Genomic DNA, 17,436 nt, shown 5'->3' with positions numbered 1-17,436 from the left:
CGTTCTATAGCATAATTTCTGCTCATATTTATCTCGAAGATAAGACGCGAATCCTTGATATTCTCAAAAAACAATTCGTAGGAGCAGAAGAGTACACTCCCTATTAAAGAGAATCTATCCTAAAGTTTTCTGATAATTGACCTCTTCCTGGTCCAGTTTAGCTGCAAGTTTACGCATCCTATTCATGTAAAAGCCTGTTCCTGCTGGTACTAATCTACCAACTATGACATTTTCTTTCAACCCACGCAATTTATCAATTTTTCCAGCTATAGCAGACTCCGTTAGAACTCTTGTTGTTTCTTGGAAAGAAGCAGCAGAAATAAATGATCTAGTTTGCAACGATGCCTTAGTAATACCTTGTAGGATTGGTTGGGCTTCAGCCGGTCTTAAACCGTTATCTATAGCTTTTTTATTAATTTCAGCAAATTCACGATGATCTATCTTCTCATCAACCATTAATGTCGTATCCCCAGAATGGGTTACCTCTACTTTTTGTAACATTTGGCGAATTATTACCTCAATGTGCTTATCGTCAATTTTTACGCCCTGTAAACGGTAAACTGCTTGGATTTCTCCCACCATGTAGCTTGTAAGAGCTTCCACTCCCATTACCTTTAAAATATCCTGTAGAACTGGATTGCCATCAATTAACATATCGCCTTTTTTAACAAAATCACCTTCATTAACAACAACATGTTTGCCTTTTGGTACCATATATTCAATTGGTGTAGTGTTATCACTTGGCTGAATAACAATACGCCTTTTTGACTTATAGTCTTTGCCAAATTCAACTCTACCATCTACTTCTGCAATAACAGCATGATCTTTTGGACGTCTAGCCTCAACAAGTTCAGCTACTCGTGGAAGACCCCCAGTAATATCTTTTGTTTTAGTTGATTCCCTTGGAATACGTGATAAAATATCACCTACTGACACCTTAGCACCATCTTCAACATTTAAAATAGCATTCACTGGCATGTAATATCTAGCCTCCAAACCATTGGATAGCATAATAGTTTCTCCATTCTCATCAACTAATTGAATACGAGGACGTAACTCTGCTCCGCGTGAATATTGTTTTGATTCAATTATAACTTTGCTAGAAATACCAGTTGTTTCATCAGTGATATCACGAATTGACACTCCTTCTACCATATCCTTAAATACAACCTTTCCAGATTTCTCGGTAATAATCGGAATAGTGTACGGATCCCTCTCTACTAATTTTTGTCCTTTTTTTACCTTATCTGAATCATCAGCTATTAATCTTGCACCATACGGTACTTTATGTCTTGCCTTCTCATTATTATTAGCATCCAATAATAATAACTCACATGAACGACCCATTACGATCTTACGTCCCTCAGAATCAACAACCACATTACGACCTAAAATCTTCACTTTTGCATCATGAGAGGCTTCTATTGAAGATATTTCAACACCTTTCGTTGCAGCTCCTCCAATATGGAAAGTTCTCATGGTCAGCTGGGTACCTGGCTCACCAATTGACTGGGCAGCAATCACTCCTACTGCTTCTCCGACTGATACTAAAGAACCAGTGGCTAGATCTCTACCATAACATCTTACACATATTCCATCAACAACCTCACATGTTAGAACAGATCTTACCATTACCACATCCAAACCAGAAGATTCGATTTCTTCTAATTTTGCTTCATTAATTAATTCACCGGCTGATAGTAATAATGCATTAGTAACTGGGTGATATACGTTAATCGCAACTGTTCTACCTAAAATTTGCTCTGCGAGCGATACAATAACTTCACCACCATCGATAATACTTCTAACTTCTATGCCTTTTGTAGTTTTACAATCTTCATCAGTAATTATACAATCTTGAGCAACATCAACTAATCTACGGGTTAAATACCCAGAATTAGCTGTTTTCAACGCTGTATCTGCAAGACCTTTACGTGCACCATGTGTAGAATTAAAATATTCAAGAACAGTAAGACCTTCTCGAAAATTAGAAATAATCGGGGTTTCAATAATCTCACTTGATGGTTTAGCCATCAAACCACGCATACCAGCTAATTGCTTAATCTGTGCTGCTGATCCCCTTGCTCCCGAAGTAGCCATCATATATATCGAATTTACTTTCTGATGATTAGGCTTATTATTAACAGGTGTCATAGCAATTTCTTTCATCATGTCATTTGCTACTTTATCCGTACATTTAGACCAAGCATCAATCACTTTATTGTATTTTTCACCGTAAGTAATTAGACCATCAGAATATTGTTGTTCAAATTCTTTTACCTCAGTCAATGTTGAATCAATATGACTATCTTTTGATTTTGGTACAACCATGTCGTCCATACCAAAAGAAATGCCTGAGGAACAAGCATATTTAAATCCAAGTTTCATTAGTTGATCAGCAAAGATCACTGTAGCCTTTTGTCCACAGTGGCGATACACCAAATCAATAACCGCAGATATATCCTTTTTAGTCATGGATTTATTTACGAACTTAAATCCAACATTATGATTACGTGGTAATAATTCTCCTATAATTAACCTACCAAAGCTAGTATCCACTATAGTTGATACAACCTCCCCTTCAACATTAAGCACATCGCGACGAAATTTTATCTTTGAGTGAATAGTTATTACCTTATTATACAAAGCATGTTCAATCTCCGACATGCTAGCAAAACTCATCCCTTCACTAGGTTCATTGTCAAAAACCATTGTTAAATAATAAAGACCTAGTACTATGTCCTTATCAGGGACGATAATCGGACGACCATTTGCCGGACTCAATATGTTGTTTGTTGACATCATAAGTACTCTTGCCTCAAGCTGAGCTTCAATTGAAAGAGGGATATGCACTGCCATCTGATCACCATCAAAATCAGCATTGAACGCAGCACAGACTAAAGGATGTAGCTGGATAGCTTTCCCTTCTATCAGTAAAGGTTCAAAAGCTTGGATACCTAAACGATGCAAAGTTGGTGCTCTATTCAGCAATACTGGATGTTCACGTATAACTTCTTCTAAAATATCCCATACTTCTGATTTCTCAGCTTCAACCATTTTCTTAGCGGCTTTTATAGTGGTAGCAATTCCATATAATTCAAGCTTTGAATAAATAAATGGCTTGAATAATTCCAACGCCATCGTCTTTGGTAAACCACATTGGTGTAACTTAAGCTCTGGTCCCACAACGATAACAGAACGACCAGAATAATCCACTCGTTTACCAAGCAAATTCTGACGAAAACGACCTTGTTTACCTTTTAGCATATCACTAAGTGACTTAAATGGACGTTTATTAGTATTTTTCACTACTTTACCACGACGACCATTATCAAATAATGCATCGACCGATTCTTGTAACATCCTTTTTTCATTTCTGATGATAATATCCGGTGCTTTTAGTTCAAGTAGTCTTTTTAATCTATTATTTCTATTAATAACCCTTCTATAAAGTTCGTTAAGATCAGAAGTTGCAAACCTTCCTCCATCAAGCATAACTAATGGTCTAATTTCAGGTGGGATAACTGGCAGAACAGTCATAATCATCCATTCTGGCTTATTCTCAGATTCAAGAAAATCTTCAACTAACTTAAGTCTTTTAACAATCTTCTTCTTTTTAACTTCTGAAGATGTATTTAATAAATCTTCTTGCAAACTCTTCTTTAATTCAGGTAAATCAAGTTCTGTAAGCATCTGCTGAATTACTTCAGCCCCAATAGAAGCAGTAAAACTATCTTCTCCGTACTCATCTTGTGCCTTTTGCAAACCGTCTTCCGATAAAAGGTCACCTTTTTGCAGAGCAGATAACCCAGGATCAACAACAACATAACTTTCAAAATATAGAACTTTTTCTAGATCCTTCATAGTCATATCTAGCAATGTACTAATCCTTGATGGTAAAGATTTCAAGAACCATATATGGGCAACTGGTGCTGCTAGCTCAATATGCCCCATTCTTTCTCTTCGGACTCTAGATGTAGTAACTTCAACACCACATTTCTCACAAGTGATGCCACGATATTTCATACGTTTATATTTACCACAAAGACACTCATAGTCCTTCACGGGTCCAAAAATTCTAGCACAAAATAGTCCTTCTTTCTCTGGCTTGAAAGTACGGTAATTTATTGTCTCAGGTTTCATTACCTCACCAAAAGACCATGAACGCACTTGATCAGGACTAGCAATATTAATTCTTATTTGATCAAATTGCTGAGTACTGCTTAATTGTCCGTAAAAATTTGTCATCCCTGTTGTCATAAAGATTCTTCCTTAAAAAATTTTTCAGATATAGTTTAGTAAAAAGCCTCTTGGAACTTCTGTAGCAATTGCAAAAAATATCTTTAATCTGTGGTAGTATCCTCAAGCTTTACATTTAAGCACAAGGACCTGAATTCTTTGATCATCACGTTAAACGACTCAGGAATACCCGATTCAAAATTATTATCACCTCGGACAATAGATTCATAAATTTTAATTCTACCAACCACATCGTCTGATTTTACAGTTAACATTTCTTGTAACGTATAAGCAGCACCATAAGCTTGCAGTGCCCAACACTCCATCTCACCAAATCTTTGACCTCCAAAATGCGACTTACCACCTAATGGTTGCTGAGTTACCAAACTATAAGGACCGATAGAACGAGCATGAATTTTATCATCAGCCAAATGATGTAATTTTAGGAAATATTTATAGCCAACTGTAACGGCACGATCAAAATACTCTCCTGTTCTACCATCAATCAACCTAATTTGACCTGATGGGTCTTGATCTGCAAGGACTAGCATTTCTTTTACATTCTCAACCTTTGCACCATCAAAAACTGGGGTTGAAAAATATACCCCCTTATCGATATTATTACAAAACTCAATAATCTCTTGATTGGACATTTTCTTTATATTTCTTGTCGTTGAGTTATGCCCATATACCTCGGAAACAAAAGATTTAAGCTCTTCTACATCAATTTTGTTGTTATGAACTTGATCCAACATAGAAGATATTTTTTTACCAAGATTTACTGCCGCCCAACCAAGATGAGTCTCTAAAATCTGCCCTACATTCATACGTGAAGGTAAGCCAAGTGGGTTAAGAACTATATCAACTACTGTGCCATCTTCTAAAAATGGCATATCTTCTTCTGGCATAATACGAGAGATAACACCCTTATTTCCGTGTCTTCCGGCCATTTTATCTCCAGGTTGTAACTTATGTTTAGTAGCAATGAATACTTTTACAACTTTAAGAGCACCTTGTGGTAAGTCATCACCACTTTGTAATTTCTCTACTTTGCTAGTAAAACACTTATTAAGCTTCTCTTGCTTTTCATCATAATGACGTTTAATTTGCTCAATTTCATTCATTACATTAGCATCTTCAACAATCAGTTGCCAAAATTGTCCTTTTGATAATGACTTAAGAGTTTGATCACTAATCAATTGACCGGATTTTACGGATTTAGGGCCGCTAACAATTATTTGTCCTGTTAAAATCTTCTCTAAACGCATAAAAACAAAATGCTCTATGATTCGAAGTTCATCATCCCTATCTTTTGATAATTTTTCAATTTGTTGTTTTTCAATAGCTATAGCACGCTCATCCTTTTCTATTCCCCTACGAGAAAACACTCGTACTTCTACCACTGTACCAGTGATCCCAGTAGGAACACGTAAAGATGAATCCCGAACATCTGAAGCTTTTTCTCCAAAAATAGCTCTGAGTAATTTCTCTTCTGGAGTCATAGGTGACTCACTTTTAGGGGTAACCTTACCCACCAAGATATCGCCTGGTTTTATTTCTGCACCAACATATACTATACCAACTTCGTCAAGATGGCGTAAACTTTCATCACTAACATTTGGAATATCGCGAGTAATTTCTTCGGGGCCAAGTCTTGTATCTCTAGCAATTATTTCAAATTCTTCAATATGAATTGAGGTATAAATATCATCTTTTACAATACGTTCTGATATTAAAATCGAATCTTCAAAATTATAACCATTCCATGGTAAAAAAGCTACTAGCACATTTCTACCAAGAGCTATTTCACCATTATCTGTACTTGGTCCATCAGCAATTACTTCACCTTTTTTTACATAATCACCAACGTTAATCAACGGCTTTTGATTAATACAAGTATTATGGTTAGATCTTTGAAATTTTAATAAATTATAAATGTCCACACTAGGTGATCCATCTGTTTTCTGCTCCTTAGTCCTTACAACTATTCTAGTTGAATCAACTTGCTTTACTATCCCATCATGCAAGGCTACAACTGAAACCCCAGAATCTTGTGCAACAATTCCTTCAATACCAGTACCAACTAAAGGGGCATCACTTCTAATAAGCGGTACAGCCTGACGTTGCATGTTTGACCCCATCAAGGCTCTATTAGCATCGTCATTTTCTAAAAATGGAATAAGTGATGCAGCAACGGAAACAACCTGCATCGGGGTAACGTCAATGTAATCCACTTCTAGAGGGGTAACCATAACAAAATTACCACCTTCAGTTCGACAGTTAATTAATTCTTCTTGTAACAAACCTTTTTGATCGACAACTGCATTAGCTTGAGCAACTTTATATTTTCCTTCTTCAATAGCTGACAAGTAAACAACTTCGTCAGTTACATGACCATCCACGACTTTTCGATAAGGTGTCTCAATGAAGCCATGCTTATTAACTCTAGCATAAGTAGCCATGGAATTAATCAAACCTATGTTCTGTCCTTCTGGTGTTTCAATTGGACATATCCTCCCATAATGAGTAGGGTGGACGTCCCTCACTTCAAACCCTGCTCTCTCCCTGCTAAGTCCACCAGGCCCTAAAGCTGATAATCTTCTTTTATGAGTTATTTCTGATAATGGATTAGTTTGATCCATAAATTGAGAAAGTTGTGAAGTACTAAAAAATTCTTTTACTACAGAAACCAAAACTTTTGAATTTACTAAATCATGAGGCATAACGGCATCAAGATCAACCACCGACATTCTTTCAAGTACTGATTTCTCTATACGAACAAGACCAATTCTGAACTGATTCTCAATTAGTTCACCAACTGACCTAACTCTTCTGTTACCAAGGTGATCAATATCATCTATCGAACCTTTACCATCTTTTAGCTCTACTAAAACTTTAAGAATATTTTTAATATCTTCAATAGTTAAAATAGCTGTAGATTCTGGTATATTAAGTTCCAATCTTGCATTCATTTTAATACGACCAACTTCTGAAAGATCATATCTTTCATGGTCAAAGAACAAGTTGTTAAATAATGTTTTAGCAGCTTCAATATTAGCTGGTTCTCCTGGTCTTAATACCCTAAATATGTCTATCAATGCTGATTCATAATTTTGATTTTTATCAGCAAATAAGGTGTTCCTTATGTAAGGACTTGATTGTGGATTTATAGCAAGTACATCGACAGACGGAATTTCAAGAGTCATAATAGAGTCCAGCATATCCATTGTGATCATTTCACCAATTTCGGCTAGTACCTCACCATTATCCGGATTAACAAGATCTTGTGCTAAATATTTGCCTACTAAATATTCACGTTCTACCAAAATATTTTTCACTCCATCTTTAGCAAATTTTTTAGCCAAACGAGGAGTAATCTTCTGACCAAATGCAAGTATCACATTGCCGGTATCCGCATCCACTAAGTCATTAACTAGCCTATGAGCAGTTATAGACTCAGGTATAAACTTTGTTGCCCAGCTTGCATTTTTGGTAAAACATGTTACCGTATCATAATAGAATTTTATAATTTCATTGGTAGACATTCCAATGGCTCTAAGAAGAGTAGTAGCATAAAGCTTTCTTTTCCTATCTATTCTAAAGTAAACAATATCTTTAGCATCAAATTCAAAATCTAGCCATGATCCTCTATAAGGTATAACTCTAGCAGAATATAGAAACTTCCCTGAAGAATGAATTTTCCCATCATCATGATAGAAAAATACGCCAGGTGACCTATGCATCTGTGATACCACCACTCTTTCTGTACCATTAATAATAAAAGTACCATTCTTTGTCATTAGGGGAATATCCCCCATATAAACTTCTTGTTCTTTAATACCTTTGATTTCTTTTGCTCCAGTGTCTTCATCAATATCCCAAATACTTAATCGCAATGTGACTTTAAGAGGAGCAGCATAACTAAGACCTCTTTGAGTACATTCTTCGACATCATATTTAGGATTATCAAATTCATATTTAGCAAATTCTAAATATGCAACATTAGAGGGATCATGAATCGGAAAAATTGAACTTAATACTGATTGTAATCCTCTGTTTTCTCGCTCAGAATCTTTAACTCCTAATTGTAAAAAACCTTTTTTATAAGAATTTTTCTGAACCTCTATCAAATTTGGTATAGACGCTACCAAATTTATGTGACCAAAATTTTTTCTTACGCGTTTGCCAATTGATAAGGATTGCGTTGTCATATAATCTCCCGATTAATGCTTTTAATAATTTTTTATTTTGAAACCAAGTAAAAATCTACTTCAAACTTGGAATCTCACATATTACAATAGTCTCAATGTCATTCCCTTCAATGTCCCCCTACGAAAGTAGCAAGGTCTAGAAAAAGCCTAGAAGGCTACTTTTTTAGATTCCACTACCCACGCTGGGATAATATAGAGTTTGTTTATCCCTGTATCATAGCTCGGATAACATCAACCCTAACAAAGATAACATTAAATTTGCTACTAACTTGTTACATCAAATTCAGGTTATTTAATTCAAAATTAAACTTTAATTACCAATTTCTTTACCTTAACATAAACTAAATTGTTATACTCGAATGATCTGAAGAATGGGGACAATAAACAAGGGCTAAGCGAACTAGGCGTACATCTAGTACGTAAATACACAAATACCCGAAATTTTGCCACACCAATTCTTTAAAGTAGAAAAATATACTAAAATGTACAAATCTGTTTCTTATCTTCATCTGATTCAGAATTTTGGATAAATAAATACAAAGACCTCTTAAAGCAAAAGAACTTTGTCTTAAAAGTTTTATAAGTTTTTGTACAAAATGTAATAGTTTATACGGGTATGATAACATATTTAGCAACATAACTCGTAAACCAAATAGAATATCACACAACAAGTTCATTTCCATTATTAACAATACAAACCTAGATTTAGTCCCAAAATGTTTCTACCAATCTATGTATATTCTAAATCTTGCGGTATACTCGAATGTGACTCCGAATTGGATTTGAAAATGAGGGGCGAGCAGACTAGGCGTACATAAGGTACGTGAGTACGCGAGTCCCTGATATTCTCAAAAAATAATTCGGAATCACATTCGAGTATACATATATTTATTATTGTTTTGCTTTATAAAGAAAGGCTATCACAAAACTACTACATGGGTATAACTTAAGCAGCCTAAGTATAATCTGTCTGCTTTGAAAAATTATTTTTTGAAAATATCAGGGACTCGTGTACTCACGTACCTTATGTACGCTCCATTCACTCGCCCCTCATTTTTAAATCCAATTCTCCAAATCATTCGAGTATATCATCCCTGTGACGGTTAATGTCATTCCTGCCTACACGGGAATGACATCTTTTTTGTTAAAATACTGCTCAACAATAACAAAACCCTGTGCTTAAGTTAATACCCATAAAAACTGCTGGGGATTCACATACTTACAAATGTACGCTTAATCCTTTATCCCTTTGTCCCTATTCTTTGATCACTACACTCTATAATTAACTTAGAAAGTTATCCTAACAACCTTCACAGAGCCTAATTAATATGAACTTACACAAACAAGCTATTTAATACACCCCCAAAGTAAACTCTAGGCTTTTTCTACCCGATGGTACACTCAATTATTTTAATTCAATTTTTGCTCCAACTGCTTCTAATTTTGCTTTAAAACTTTCAGCATCTTCTTTATTTACACCAGATTTAATAGTTTTTGGGGCAGCATCTACTAACTCTTTAGCCTCTTTTAAACCAAGACCAGTAAGTTCTCTAGTTACCTTAATTACCTCTATTTTTTTATCACCACTACTGACTAAAACAACTTCAAATGCTGTCTTTTCAGCTACTGCTTCTGATGCTACAGAACCCACCGCCTGTGCTACAGGAGCTGCGGCTGTTACACCCCATTTTTCTTCTAGCATTTTTGCAAGCTCTGCTGCTTGAATTACTGTAAGTGTTGACAATTGATCTACGATTTTTACTAGGTCTGTCATAATTTTCTTCCTCTTAAAACTTTTTTATTAAATTATTCTTTATTTGCATAAGCTTGAAAAACTCTAGCAAGCTTGGCTGCAGGAGCTTGCACCACACCAGCAATTTTAGTTGCAGGAGCTTGCACCACACCAATAATTTTCCCTCTAAGCTCATTTAATGAAGGCAATTTTGCAAGTTGTTGTACAGAATTCGCATCTAATATTTGATTATTTACTAAACCACCAACTACTTTCAAACATTCATTAGTTTTAGCAAATTCTACGACAACTTTCGCAGCCTCAACAGGGTCTTCAGAATATGCAAAGGCTGTCGGACCAACAAGCAAATGTACTATATCACCAATACCAGCCTTATTTGCTGCTATTTTTGACAAAGTATTTTTAACTACTTTGAACCCCGCATTTTTTGCTTTAAGAGACCTACGCAGTAGAGTTACTTGACTAACAGTAAGCCCATGATAATGAGTAATTATCACGGAATTTGACCGTTTATACACCTCTTCAAGTTCTACGACAAATTCATGTTTCTCTGATCTTAACACCTTAATTCTCCTTGTCGTATTTTACGATATACTTGCTAAATCTATTTTTACTGATGGACTCATAGTAGAAGATAGATATATTGCTTTTAAATAATTTCCTTTAGCACCAGAAGGCTTTGCTTTAACTACAGCAGATATCAAAGTTGATGCATTATCTAGCAAATCTTGTTTAGAAAATGATAATTTACCAACTCCAGCATGAATAATACCTGCCTTTTCAACCCTATACTCTACTTGACCACTTGTGGCATTTTTAATTGCCGTTACAATATCGGTAGTTACAGTCCCAAGTTTTGGATTTGGCATTAAGCCCTTTGGACCTAAAATTCTTGCCACTGCACCTATTGCTGACATCATATTTGGTGTTGCAATACAAACGTCAAAATTAATTTTTCCTGCTTTAATATCATCGATAATTTCTGTAGAACCAGCAATATCTGCTCCAGCTTCTTTAGCTTCTTCTATCTTTTCATCCTTACAAATCACTGCAACTCTACTAACTTTACCCGTACCAGCTGGTAATGCGACAACACCACGCACCATTTGATCTGAGTGCTTAGGATCTATCCCTAATTTCATCACCACTTCCAAAGTAGAGTCAAATTTAGTATAAGACACAGACTTAAGCAACTCTATTCCTTCTGCTAAAGTGCGGTTGCCAACTAGAGCTACTTTTTTTCTTGCTTCTCTAATCTTTTTGCCACCAACTAATTTTTTATCAACTAACATATATTAATCTCCTACCACTTCAAGACCCATAGATTCAGCAGTACCACGAATAATTTTAGCGGCAGCTATTAAATTATCAGTATTAAGATCTACCATTTTAATTTTTGCAATTTCAATGCAATCTGACATGGTAACCTTACCAACAAATGCTTCTTTTTTAGTAGCACTAGAACCTTTAGGAATTTTAGCAAATTGTTTTAAGTAATACGATGCTGGAGAAGTCTTAGTTACAAAAGTAAAACTATTGTCTTCATAAGCAGTAATCACGACTGGGATAGGAGTACCTGGTTCAATAGCACTAGTTGCTGCGTTAAACGCCTTACAAAACTCCATAATATTAAGTTTCTTCTGACCAAGTGCAGGACCAATAGGTGGGGATGGATTAGCCTTACCTGCTGGCACAGTTAACTTAATATAAGCGGTTATTTTTTTTGCCATTATAATCTTATCCTTACTTATTTAATTAATAGCATTATTCACGTGAGCCTTGTCAATACACTCTCGATGTCATTACCATGTAGGCATTGCCCACAACTGTTGAAAGTTAAAAATCGTCTATTAGCAAAGCACTGTTGTAAGGCTTAAACCGTCATTGCGAAAAGCCGCCGCAAGCGGCAACGTGGCAATCTTGTGAAGGATACCTTACTCCACGAAGATTGCACAGCACCTAACGGCACTTCGCAATAACGGTTTTTTAACTTTCAACAGTTATGGCATTACCCACGCGTGGATCAAAAAGCCAACGTAAGTAATGGTACTTACAGAACCAAAAACGAGGTCATTCCTAGCTAAAAGCGAAAATCCAAAAAATAACCTGTAAAGGCTATTAAACCCTAACTTACGTTGGGATGACATCAACGACAAATATTATATCGAATTCAACTTAACCTCAAGTATCGATGTAACAAATTAATACTAGGCTTAGTATTATCCCTACCCCCTACGTAGGCAGAGTCTAAACAACCTAGAAGGCTCTTTTTAGACCCCAAATTACGCTGGGATGACATTAAGTTGACAATCATACATTTAGCTAGGATGGTAGAGACAATAAACTGCATACTCTTCTGCTCCTACGAATTGTTTTTTGAAAATATCATGGATTCGCATGTGTAACTATACTATATGTACGCTACGCTTTCTCACCATTCATTTTCAAATCCAATTCATAGGATCATTTGAGTACACACCCTACTCTAAACAAACCCTAATTATTTTTCTTAACCTGCGTAAAATTTAGTTCTATAGGAGTTGCTTTACCAAAAATAGATATAGACACACGCAATCTATTTTTGTCATAATCAATTTCTTCTATAACCCCTGTAAAAGTCTCAAATGGACCATCAGTAACAATTACTGCCTCACCAATTTCATATAATTTTGAAATCCTAGCATCTTTGGTTTCAGATTCCAGTTTACTAAAAATATTTTGTATTTCTTTTTCGCTAAGGGCTTGTGGAGTACTTTTACTACCTAAAAAACCTGTAACCTTAGTTACACTTTTTACCAAATGCCAAGAATCATCTGTCATATTCATTTTAATCAGAATATAACCAGGCATAAATTTCTTCTCTGTCTTAACGTTTTTACCACGTTTAACTTCAGGTACTTCAATAACCGGAACAACGATATCCTCAAAAAACTCCGACATACCCTGCTTAGCAATTTGATCGAGAATCATTTGCTTTACACGCTTTTCTGAGCCTGATAATGTATGAATAACGTACCACTGTACCACAACTTTTCCCTAAACCTATTCTTTACTTCCCAATATTAAGTAAAACCTGCATTATGCTATGTATACCGTAGTCTAACACCAAACAAATTATACTAAAAATAAATACAGCCACCACTACTATAAGAGTTGAAGTTATCAGCTCTTTCTTACCAAGCCAAACAATTTTATAAACTTCTTGCTTTACTTGCTCATAAAATTTGTAGACTCTATTTTCCTTTAACATATTATACGAACTCATTACAGTTGGCAGGAGCGACAGGAATCGAACCCGCAACCTTCGGTTTTGGAGACCGACGCTCTACCAATTGAGCTACACTCCTATCATATTTTTACTAAAAAATCAAACTATTTTTTTAATAAAGTTCTATATTTACCAAGTGTGCAAGTTTTATTAACTTAAGTAACCTCGGTGTCATCCCCGCTTTGGTGCGGGATATAAAATATCTAACAACATTATCCATAGTATTTTTTAGATTCCCGCCTACGCGGGAATGACATCAACCTTTAGAACTATTATACTTACTTAAACTTACACACTTAGTATATTTGTAATTTCTTCTGACCCATCCCCTATAGTAGTTACTTCCTCGAACTGTTCTTGTTCTGAATCAGTTAATGTTACGTTAGATAACGTATCTGATATTGTCTCATCAGAACTATCTTTACTATCACCGGAAATTAGTTCTTGTTTTAATGTCTTATCTCTAATCTTTGCGTAGTCTAGTAAACATTTTTCCATCTCACTATTACTAAAGCTTTCTGCCAAAAATAACACTGTATCATACTCATCTTTCTGTATGGCAACACTACTTAGTAAATAATCCATTATTTTAGTATTTTTACTAAGGCATGCCGCCTTATATAAGAGTTCTTTTTGTAGCTCTTGCAACTCATCACGGTTATTAATATCTCCGTTAATATCTTCCATCATCAAATTTAATTTTGAATAAACCCAGTTGCCATACAAGTCAATATCACCCTTAACTAATTGCAATAATTCATTAGACATTTTGCAAAATTCTACTTTTACCGATGATTCGGACATCGATACGGTACTTGAATTCTCACGTACGTCTGAGTACGCTGCGGCTTTGCGTTCCGTGTCTCCTACAAATTCCTCAACATACGACATCTTAGCCATTTTCACGCCTTATATTATTTATTCACAAAAAATAACATTATAGCATATTATATATGATACACTAATAGCTATCTTAATAATTTTTTTATTTCTTAGCTTTAATAGTTTCGGCCACCTGTAATGGTACTTGCTCATAATGAGAGAAAACCATACTATATTGAGATCTACCTTGTGATAAAGATCTCAAAGTACTAACATACCCAAACATCTCGGCCAACGGCACATTTGCAGTTATAACTTGTGCATTACCTCTTGGATCCATACTTTGCATTTGTCCTCTACGACTGTTTAGATCACCAATAATATCCCCCATATACTCATTAGGAGTAATTACTTCAACTTTCATAATTGGCTCAAGTAATTTTGGATTACCTTTTGGCATACCTTCTCTAAAAGCAGCTTTTGCAGCAATCTCAAATGCAAGTACACTTGAATCTACATCGTGGAATGCTCCATCTATCAAAGTTGCTTTAAAATCAATCATTGGATAGCCGGCAACTACACCTGTATCTTTAATATTATTTAGACCCTTTTCAACACCAGGAATAAATTCTTTAGGTATAGCTCCTCCAACAATTTTGCTTTCAAAAGTAAATCCTGTTCCAGCTTCTTGAGGTTCAAATATTATTTTAACCCGTGCAAATTGTCCAGCTCCACCAGATTGCTTTTTATGAGTATAATCAATTTCACAAGGCTTGGTAATTGTCTCCCGATAAGCTACTTGTGGTGCTCCAATGTTAGCCTCAACTTTAAACTCACGTTTCATACGATCAACCATAATCTCTAGATGCAGTTCACCCATACCTTTAATAACAGTTTGACCGCTTTCCTGATCAGTTGATACTCTAAAAGATGGATCTTCAGCAGCTAACCTAGACAATGCCATTCCCATTTTTTCTTGATCAGCAGTTGATTTTGGCTCTACAGCTAATTCAATAACCGGTTCAGGAAATTCCATTCTCTCCAAAATAACCTGCTTATCCGGATCACACAAAGTATCACCAGTAGTGGTATTTTTAAGACCAGCTAAAGCAACAATATCTCCTGCAAAAGCTTCCTTAATATCTTCTCTTTCATTAGCATGCATCAGAAGCATCCTACCTACTCGTTCTTTTTGGTCTTTTACCGTATTAATGACAGTAGCACCTGAACTAATCTTACCAGAGTAAATCCTGATAAATGTAAGAGATCCAACAAATGGATCGGTCATTACCTTAAAAGCTAAAGCAGAGAAAGGTTCAGATGCTGATATTTTAAAATCTTTTTCTTCTCCAAAATTAATATCTATTCCCTTGACTATTCCAATATCGATTGGTGAAGGTAAGTAGTCAACAACTGCATCTAGCAAAGGTTGCACACCTTTATTTTTAAAGGCACTACCACATAACACAGGAAAAAAGACTCGGTCAATCGTTCCTTTCCTTATTACTACTTGAATTTCTTCCTCAGTAAATTCTTCACCTGATAAATATTTCTCCATCAAATGATCATCATTCTCAGCAACCATTTCAATTAGCAAAGCACGGTATTCCTCAGCCTTTTCTAACATATCAGCAGGGATTTCTTGGTACGAATATTCAGCTCCAAGAGATTCATCCTTCCAAATTATTGCCTGCATCTTGATTAAATCAATAACTCCTTTGAAATTCTCTTCAATACCAACTGGCAACTGAATTACTAGAGGTTTTGCACCAAGACGATCTTTAATCATTTCTACACATTTGTAGAAATTAGCACCCATTCTGTCCATTTTATTGACAAAGCACATTCTAGGTACTTTATATTTATCAGCTTGTCTCCAAACTATTTCTGACTGAGGTTCAACACCGGCCACACCATCAAATACCGCCACTGCTCCATCTAAAACACGTAAAGACCTTTCTACTTCTATTGTAAAATCCACGTGACCTGGGGTATCAATAATGTTAATCCTTATATTTTTCCAGTAACAGGTAGTAGCAGCAGAAGTAATAGTGATACCACGTTCTTGTTCTTGTGCCATCCAATCCATAGTGGCACCGCCTTCATGAACTTCACCAATTTTATGTGATTTTCCTGTATAAAAGAGAATACGCTCGGTTGTAGTAGTTTTACCAGCGTCAATATGAGCACAAATACCTATATTACGAGTATTAGCAAGAGAAAATTCTGTAATCGCCATATGATTTAATTACCTTGGTTGCGATTTTTTGGGACTAAAATGAGCAAAAGCTTTGTTAGCTTCAGCCATTTTATGAGTGTCCTCTCTTTTTTTAATAGCAACTCCTCTATTATTTGATGCTTCAAATAATTCCTCCGCCAACTTATCAATCATCATTTTTTCAGAACGTTTATTTGCTGCATTGATAATCCAACGTGACGCAAGTGCATACCCTCTTCTTTCATCAACAGGGGAAGGAACCTGATAATTTGCACCTCCCACACGCACTGAGGTAACCTCAAGATATGGCTTTACATTATTCATAGCATTATTGAAAGTTTCATAAGGATCTACCCTATGTTTTTTTTCTATTTTACTAAAAGCAGAATATACTATCTTTTCGGCTAGAGCTTTTTTCCCTTCCTTCATGATATTATTAATAAACCTAGCAAGCAGAGGGCTATTATATTTCATATCAGGCAAGATAACCCTTTTCTCTGCGGCATGACGACGTGACATTTTATCTCTCTATTTCAAATTATTTTTTTACAGCTTGCTTCGCTGATGTACCATAACGTGAGCGTCCTTGCTTACGATTTTTTACACCCTGAGTATCATAAGCACCGCGTACTATATGGTACTTAACACCTGGAAGATCAGGAACTCTTCCGCCCCTTACCAACACCGTAGAGTGTTCTTGTAAATTATGCCCTTCACCAGGTATATAAGCATTCACGTACTGCCCATTACTTAAGCGAACACGTGCCATTTTACGAAGAGCAGAATTAGGTTTCTTAGGAGTAACAGTTTTCACTATTACACAAACACCTTTCAAAAATGGATTAGATTCCAAAGCTGGGGATTTTGTCCTACGAATCTTCGACTGTCTTCCAAAACGTACTAACTGATTGTTTGTTGGCATTCA

At 35.6% G+C, this 17,436-nt stretch carries 12 protein-coding genes and 1 tRNA gene; all 13 read right to left on the bottom strand.

The features are described 5' to 3' along the window. Positions 1-114: 114 nt before the first annotated feature. Positions 115-4,248 carry a DNA-directed RNA polymerase subunit beta' gene (gene rpoC / locus ACFEL1_RS06500; protein ID WP_375330851.1) on the bottom strand — a complete coding sequence of 1,378 codons (4,134 nt, stop codon included), beginning with the start codon at positions 4,246-4,248 and terminating at the stop codon, positions 115-117. A gap of 95 nt (positions 4,249-4,343) precedes the next feature. Beyond that, positions 4,344-8,450, bottom strand: coding sequence for a DNA-directed RNA polymerase subunit beta (rpoB, locus tag ACFEL1_RS06495; protein ID WP_375330850.1), 4,107 nt, complete (start codon positions 8,448-8,450; stop codon positions 4,344-4,346). A 1,405-nt stretch (positions 8,451-9,855) separates the two neighbouring features. Further along, entirely contained in the window at positions 9,856-10,224 is a 369-nt protein-coding gene (gene rplL / locus ACFEL1_RS06490) for a 50S ribosomal protein L7/L12 (RefSeq protein ID WP_341763019.1), read from the bottom strand. Between the two features lie 32 nt (positions 10,225-10,256). Beyond that, entirely contained in the window at positions 10,257-10,766 is a 510-nt protein-coding gene (gene rplJ, locus ACFEL1_RS06485) for a 50S ribosomal protein L10 (RefSeq protein ID WP_341761990.1), read from the bottom strand. Between the two features lie 21 nt (positions 10,767-10,787). Next, positions 10,788-11,495 (bottom strand): 50S ribosomal protein L1, encoded by a 708-nt coding sequence (gene rplA, locus ACFEL1_RS06480; RefSeq protein ID WP_375330849.1) that lies wholly within the window; start codon positions 11,493-11,495, stop codon positions 10,788-10,790. A gap of 3 nt (positions 11,496-11,498) precedes the next feature. Continuing rightward, positions 11,499-11,933, bottom strand: a complete 435-nt coding sequence (gene rplK, locus ACFEL1_RS06475) for a 50S ribosomal protein L11 (protein ID WP_341758590.1) — start codon at positions 11,931-11,933, stop codon at positions 11,499-11,501. Between the two features lie 766 nt (positions 11,934-12,699). Then, positions 12,700-13,230 (bottom strand): transcription termination/antitermination protein NusG, encoded by a 531-nt coding sequence (gene nusG, locus ACFEL1_RS06470; protein WP_341761988.1) that lies wholly within the window; start codon positions 13,228-13,230, stop codon positions 12,700-12,702. A 22-nt stretch (positions 13,231-13,252) separates the two neighbouring features. Beyond that, positions 13,253-13,453 carry a preprotein translocase subunit SecE gene (gene secE / locus ACFEL1_RS06465; RefSeq protein ID WP_341748453.1) on the bottom strand — a complete coding sequence of 67 codons (201 nt, stop codon included), beginning with the start codon at positions 13,451-13,453 and terminating at the stop codon, positions 13,253-13,255. Positions 13,454-13,474: 21 nt separating this feature from the next. Next, positions 13,475-13,550, bottom strand: a tRNA-Trp gene (locus tag ACFEL1_RS06460). 209 nt (positions 13,551-13,759) lie between these two features. Then, the gene (locus ACFEL1_RS06455) at positions 13,760-14,371 is read right to left on the bottom strand and encodes a palindromic element RPE1 domain-containing protein (protein ID WP_341761987.1); all 612 of its coding nucleotides are present in this window, start codon (positions 14,369-14,371) and stop codon (positions 13,760-13,762) included. 85 nt (positions 14,372-14,456) lie between these two features. Then, on the bottom strand, positions 14,457-16,532 hold the full coding sequence (fusA, locus tag ACFEL1_RS06450) for an elongation factor G (protein ID WP_375330848.1): 2,076 nt from the start codon (positions 16,530-16,532) through the stop codon (positions 14,457-14,459). Positions 16,533-16,541: 9 nt separating this feature from the next. After that, entirely contained in the window at positions 16,542-17,030 is a 489-nt protein-coding gene (gene rpsG / locus ACFEL1_RS06445) for a 30S ribosomal protein S7 (RefSeq protein WP_341747240.1), read from the bottom strand. A 19-nt stretch (positions 17,031-17,049) separates the two neighbouring features. After that, positions 17,050-17,433, bottom strand: coding sequence for a 30S ribosomal protein S12 (gene rpsL, locus ACFEL1_RS06440; RefSeq protein ID WP_341747241.1), 384 nt, complete (start codon positions 17,431-17,433; stop codon positions 17,050-17,052). Positions 17,434-17,436: the final 3 nt, after the last annotated feature.

The sequence above is a fragment of the Candidatus Tisiphia endosymbiont of Oplodontha viridula genome, from assembly GCF_964264865.1.
Lineage (GTDB): Bacteria > Pseudomonadota > Alphaproteobacteria > Rickettsiales > Rickettsiaceae > Tisiphia.
The sequence above is the reverse complement of the archived record's forward strand: the minus strand, read 5'-3'. Positions and strand labels throughout refer to the sequence as shown.

Excerpts from the sequence above, each read along its gene's own strand:
- rpoC (WP_375330851.1), bottom strand. The coding sequence starts at position 4,248 with ATGACAAATTTTTACGGACAATTAAGCAGTACTCAGCAATTTGATCAA.
- rpoB (WP_375330850.1), bottom strand. The coding sequence starts at position 8,450 with ATGACAACGCAATCCTTATCAATTGGCAAACGCGTAAGAAAAAATTTT.
- rplL (WP_341763019.1), bottom strand. The coding sequence starts at position 10,224 with ATGACAGACCTAGTAAAAATCGTAGATCAATTGTCAACACTTACAGTA.
- rplA (WP_375330849.1), bottom strand. The coding sequence starts at position 11,495 with ATGTTAGTTGATAAAAAATTAGTTGGTGGCAAAAAGATTAGAGAAGCA.
- rplK (WP_341758590.1), bottom strand. The coding sequence starts at position 11,933 with ATGGCAAAAAAAATAACCGCTTATATTAAGTTAACTGTGCCAGCAGGT.
- secE (WP_341748453.1), bottom strand. The coding sequence starts at position 13,453 with ATGTTAAAGGAAAATAGAGTCTACAAATTTTATGAGCAAGTAAAGCAA.
- ACFEL1_RS06455 (WP_341761987.1), bottom strand. The coding sequence starts at position 14,371 with ATGGCTAAGATGTCGTATGTTGAGGAATTTGTAGGAGACACGGAACGC.
- fusA (WP_375330848.1), bottom strand. The coding sequence starts at position 16,532 with ATGGCGATTACAGAATTTTCTCTTGCTAATACTCGTAATATAGGTATT.
- rpsG (WP_341747240.1), bottom strand. The coding sequence starts at position 17,030 with ATGTCACGTCGTCATGCCGCAGAGAAAAGGGTTATCTTGCCTGATATG.
- rpsL (WP_341747241.1), bottom strand. The coding sequence starts at position 17,433 with ATGCCAACAAACAATCAGTTAGTACGTTTTGGAAGACAGTCGAAGATT.